This is a genomic window from Variovorax sp. 20P10.2.4 (assembly GCF_058244205.1).
This window is the reverse complement of sequence record NZ_JBZAYE010000529.1, coordinates 1-5,158: the sequence shown is the minus strand read 5'-3', so window position 1 is coordinate 5,158 and position 5,158 is coordinate 1. Positions and strand designations below refer to the sequence as shown.

Here is a 5,158-nt window from a genome sequence, read left to right as displayed (position 1 = left end):
CCGCGCATCGGCATCGGCATCGGCAAGACAGAGGAGGCTCCCATGTACCTGACCCAGTCCCTGCACAAGGGCCGCCGCGAGAAGGGCGAGGCCACCGCCATCGTCAGCGGCGCGCACCGCCTCGGCTTCGGCGAATTCACCGACCGCGTCGCGCGGCTCGGCGCCGCGCTGCAGCAGCTCGGCATGGCGCGCGGCGACCGCGTGGGCATGATGAGCCTCAACTCGCACCGCTTCGTCGAATACTTCTTCGGCACCTGGTGGGGCGGCGGCGTCGTCAATCCCGTCAACATCCGCTGGAACCCGAAGGAAGTCGCCTACTCGCTCGACGACTGCGACACCCGCATCCTGCTGGTGGACGACCTGTTCGCGCCGCTGGTCGGCGAGTTGCGCCGGCTCTCCACGTCGCTGCGCACCGTGGTCTATTGCGGCGAGCGCGAGGTGCCCGAGGGCATGATCGGCTACGAGGCGCTGCTGGCCGGCACCGCGGCCATCGACGACGCGCCGCACACCGGCGACGAGCTCGCGGCCGTGATGTACACCGGCGGCACCACCGGCCGGCCCAAGGGCGTGATGCTGAGCCATGGCAGCCTCTGCATCAATGCGCTGGCCACCGTCGCGGCCCTGCCGCGCGATGGGCACGAGGCGGTTTCGATCGTCGCCGCGCCGATGTTCCACGTCGCCGGCTGCGGCATCGCGATCCAGAACATGCTGCGGCTGGTGCCCATGCACGTGGTGCCGATGTTCGACGAGCTCGCGGTGCTCGATACCCTGCAGCAGGCGCGCGTCACCGAGATGTTCCTGGTGCCGACCATGATCAAGCGCGTGATCGAGCATCCGCGCTTCGGCGAATTCGACCTGTCGCGGCTGAAGCTGCTGTTCTACGGCGCTGCGCCCATCGATGCCGCGCTGCTCGACCAGGCCATGCGCGCGCTGCCGGCCACCGCCTTCGCGCAGGTCTACGGCATGACCGAGCTGTCGCCCGTGGTCACGGCGCTGCCGCCGCGCTGCCATCTGCCGGGCCCCGACCGCGACCGCCTGCTGCGTTCGGCCGGCACGCCGATCGCCATCGCCGAGGTGCGCATCGTCGACGGCGAGGACCGCGAGCTGCCCGCGGGCCAGGTCGGCGAGATCGTCGCGCGCGGGCCGATGGTGATGCAGGGCTACTGGAACAAGCCGGCCGAGACCGAGGCCGCGCTGCGCGGCGGCTGGATGCACACCGGCGACGGCGGCTACATGGACGCGCAGGGCTTCGTCTTCGTGGTCGATCGCATGAAGGACATGATCGTGAGCGGCGGCGAGAACGTCTACTCGGCCGAGGTCGAGAATGCCATCGCGCAGCTGCCGCAGGTGCTGATGTCGGCCGTGATCGGCGTGCCCGACGACCAATGGGGCGAACGCGTGCATGCCGTGATCGTGCGGCGCGAGGGCATGGCGCTCGAGGCCGAGGCCGTGATCGCGCACTGCCGCGCGCAGATCGCGAGCTACAAGTGCCCGCGCAGCGTGGAGTTCCGCGATGCGCTGCCGCTGTCGGCCGCGGGCAAGCTGCAGAAGTTCCAGCTGCGCGATCCCTACTGGGCCGGCAAGCAGCGCCGCGTGGGTTGAAGCCGCGCACAGAACATCAACGAAGAGACGAACGAGGACACGCCGAACATGACGATCGACTTTCGCCGCTCCTGGAGCGATGAGGACCTGGAGCGCTACCGCGACACCGTGGTGCGCTTCATCGAGGCCGAGATGGTTCCGCACGACGAGGAGGCGCGCAAGCGCGGCCACGTCGGCCACGAGATCTGGCGCAAGGCCGGCGTGCTCGGCCTGCTGTGCGCCGACATCCCCGAAGAATACGGCGGCGCCGGCGGCGACTTCCGCCACGAGGCCGTGTTCTACGAGGAAGCCGCGCGCCGCGGCCTCAGCGGCATGGCGACCTCGGTGCACAGCATCGTCGCGCACTACTTCCTCAACCACGGCACCGAGGCGCAGAAGCAGCACTACCTGCCGCGCATGGCGCGCGGCGAACTGGTCGGCGCGGTGGCCATGACCGAGCCCGGCGCCGGCTCCGACCTGCAGGGCGTGCGCACGCGCGCCGAGAAGAAGGACGGCGGCTACGTCATCAACGGTTCCAAGACCTTCATCACCAACGGCTTCCTCGCCGGCGTGGTGCTGGTGGTGGCCAAGACCGATCCCGCGCAGGCCGCCAAGGGCACCTCGATCCTGATCGTCGAGACCGAGGGCTGCGCGGGCTTCCGTGTCGGCCGCGTGCTCGACAAGATCGGCATGAAGGCGCAGGACACCTCCGAGCTCTTCTTCGACGACGTGCGCGTGGCGGCCGATGCCGTGCTCGGCGGCGTCGAGGGGCAGGGCTTCTTCCAGCTCATGGGCGACCTGCCCTACGAGCGGACCATCATCGGCGTCAGCGCGCTCGCCACCATGGAGGGCGCCTACCAGGCCACGCTCGACTACGTGCGCGACCGCAAGGCCTTCGGCAAGCCGATCGCCGAGTTCCAGAACACCAAGTTCAAGCTCGCCGAGATCGCGACCCAGATCAAGGTCGGCCGCGCCTTCATCGACCGCTGCGTCGAAGACCTCGTCGCCGGCAGGCTCGACACCGCCACCGCCTCGATGGCCAAGCTCTGGGGCTCGGAGGCGCAGGGCAGGGTGGTCGACGAATGCCTGCAGCTGTTCGGCGGCTATGGCTTCATGAACGAGTACATGGTGGCGCGCATGTATGCCGATGCACGGGTGCAGCGGATCTATGGCGGGACCAACGAGATCATGAAGGAGGTGATCTCGCGGGCGTTGTGAGCGGGCCTGACGGGCCCCCTAGAATCCGCGCCGGCCGTGGGCCGCGAGGAGAACAGGATGTTGCAGGGAGTGGGTGGGAAGCGTTGGGTGCGCGTGTGCGTGGTGGCCGCCGCCGGTGTGCTGGCGTGTGCGGGGAGTGGCGCCCAGACGTCCCTGCGCTCCGTGCCCGCAGCGGGTGCGGCGAGCGCACCGGGCATGGGCTATCAACTGGTGCAGCCCGCGGCGCCCATGATCCCGCTTCCGGCCGCGCAGGCCGCGGCGTCGAACTGCGAGCCCGGACCGGGAGGCTCGGTCACCGTCAAGATCGGGCACGTCGCGCCGATGACCGGTGTGCTGGCCCACCTGGGCCGCGACAACGAGAACGGCGCCATTCTGGCCGTCGAGGACCTGAACGCGCAGTGCCTGCTCATCGGCAGCAAGCGCGCCCAGTTCGAGCTCGTGGCCCGCGACGACGGCGGCGATCCGCAAACGGGCACCCGCGTGGCGCTGTCGCTGGTGGTCGCGGGCGTGAATGGCGTGGTCGGTCACCTGAATTCGGGCAGCACCATTCCGGCCGCAAAGATCTACCGCGATGCGGGCATCGTCCAGATCTCGCCGAGCGCCACCAATCCGCGCTACACGCGGCTGGGCTATGCCACGGCATTCCGCGTGATTGCGCACGACGAACGCCTCGGCAGGGTGCTGGGGCGCTATGCGGTCGAGGTGGCCAAGGGCCGGCGGATCGCGATCGTCGACGACCGCACGGCCTACGGCGGCGGCATCGCCGACGCCTTCGAGGCCGGCGTGCTGCAGGCCGGCGGCACCGTGCTGCGTCGCGATCGCGTGATGGACTACAGCACCGAGTTCGGCGAGCTGGTCGCGAAGCTGCGCGCGTCGAAACCCGATCTGGTCTTCTATGGCGGGATGGACGTGGTGGCCGGTCCGCTGCTGCGCCAGATCCGGCAAGCCGGCATGACGTCGATGTTCATGGGCGGCGACGGCATCTGCACCAACGGATTGCTGCGGCTCGCCGGCGCGGAAGCGGTGCTGAACACCGTGCTGTGCGGCGAGGGCGGCGGCATCGACGAGGAATACCTGCCGGCCCTGCGCGCGCTCAACGACCGGTTCACGCGGCGCTTCGGCATGCCGATGCAGCTCTACGCGCCCTATGTCTACGACGCCGTGCAGGTGATGGCGCAAGCCATGCAGAACGCGGGTTCGGCCGACCCGGCCAGGTACCTGCCGGCGCTCAAGGCGATCTCGTTCACCGGCGTGATGGGCGCGATCTCCTTCGATGAGCGGGGCGACCTGCGCGACGGGGCGATCACGCTCTATGCCTTCGGCAGCACGCGCCGCGTGCAGGTGGCGGTGCTGCACTGAGGCCGGATGGCGGCGCGGACTCCTAGGGCTGCACCCTGACGGTCATCAGCTCCGAGCTTTCGCGCAGCCCCGGCGCGCCGTCGGGCCCGGTCACTTCCATCTGGTAGCGCACGTAGTTCTTCACCTCCGGCGCGTACCAGGAGGTCCAGGAGGTCTTGCTGGCGCCCATGCCGGCGCCTGCGTCCGCCGTGCCGGTGTGGACCACCTTGAGCGTCTTGAACTTGCCGGCGCTGGTGCTCACGTCCTCCCAGCCCGTCACTTCCGCCGCCATCCGGAAGGTGGTGACGAGCGTGCTGCCGGGCACCGAGACCGCGTACTCGTAGTTCCACCGCTTGCCCGGAAAGAGCGGCCAGGCGAAGTTGATGCGCGTGCTGGGCTTGCCGTTGGCCATGTGCACGGTGTCGAGGTTCGTGCGGCTCGTCATCTCGAACGGCGCATTGAGCGTGGGCTGACCGTTGGTCGCGAAGGTCCTGGTCTCGACCTCCATGCGAACGTATTCGCCCATGAGGCCCACCACGGTGAACATGGATTCGCTCTTGGCGCGACCCGACCACTGGTCCGTGGTCCGGTACCGCCAGGTGTCGCCCGATGCCAGCTTGGGCGCTTCGACCGTCTGGCCCATCGACGGCGACGACACGGCCATGGCCGCGGCCAGCAGCATGCCGGCCGAATACGCTGCGAACATGAACTCCTCCTTGAAATACTGAAATCCCGCGCGCGAATTATCCGCGGCGCTCCCTACCGGATCACCCCCAGCCGCCGCGCGATCGCCACCGCCTGCGTCCTGCTCTTCGCATCGAGCTTCATGTTGATGTTGCGCAGGTGCGTGCGCACCGTGCTGTCCGACACGAACAGCTTCTCGGCCATCGCACCGTTCGAATAGCCCTCGGCCAGCAGCTGCAGCACGCGGATCTCCTTGCGCGTCAGCGGCTCGCTGGCCGCGAGGCCGTCGGTGCCCGCGGCGTCGGCGTTCTCCGCCTCGCCGCCATCGGGCAGGGCC

The 5,158-nt window shown here is 69.3% G+C and carries 5 protein-coding genes; 3 read left to right on the top strand and 2 right to left on the bottom strand.

Annotation, left to right across the window (positions count from 1 at the left end):
- The first annotated feature begins 42 nt into the window (after positions 1-42).
- The 3 genes from AC27VN_RS32165 (at position 43) to AC27VN_RS32155 (ending at position 4,158) form a co-directional block, all read left to right on the top strand.
- The gene (locus AC27VN_RS32165; protein ID WP_490879184.1) at positions 43-1,602 is read left to right on the top strand and encodes a long-chain-fatty-acid--CoA ligase; all 1,560 of its coding nucleotides are present in this window, start codon (positions 43-45) and stop codon (positions 1,600-1,602) included.
- Between the two features lie 48 nt (positions 1,603-1,650).
- Entirely contained in the window at positions 1,651-2,799 is a 1,149-nt protein-coding gene (locus tag AC27VN_RS32160) for an acyl-CoA dehydrogenase family protein (RefSeq protein WP_490879183.1), read from the top strand.
- Between the two features lie 162 nt (positions 2,800-2,961).
- Positions 2,962-4,158 (top strand): branched-chain amino acid ABC transporter substrate-binding protein, encoded by a 1,197-nt coding sequence (locus AC27VN_RS32155; RefSeq protein ID WP_490879182.1) that lies wholly within the window; start codon positions 2,962-2,964, stop codon positions 4,156-4,158.
- A 22-nt stretch (positions 4,159-4,180) separates the two neighbouring features.
- On the opposite strand, the gene AC27VN_RS32150 is transcribed toward AC27VN_RS32155, so the two are convergent.
- Both AC27VN_RS32150 and AC27VN_RS32145 read right to left on the bottom strand, forming a co-directional pair.
- A complete protein-coding gene (locus AC27VN_RS32150) occupies positions 4,181-4,843 on the bottom strand; it encodes a hypothetical protein (RefSeq protein WP_490879181.1) in 663 nt (220 codons plus the stop codon).
- 53 nt (positions 4,844-4,896) lie between these two features.
- A partial coding sequence (locus AC27VN_RS32145; RefSeq protein WP_490879180.1) for a response regulator transcription factor occupies positions 4,897-5,158 on the bottom strand: 262 nt, incomplete at its 5' end.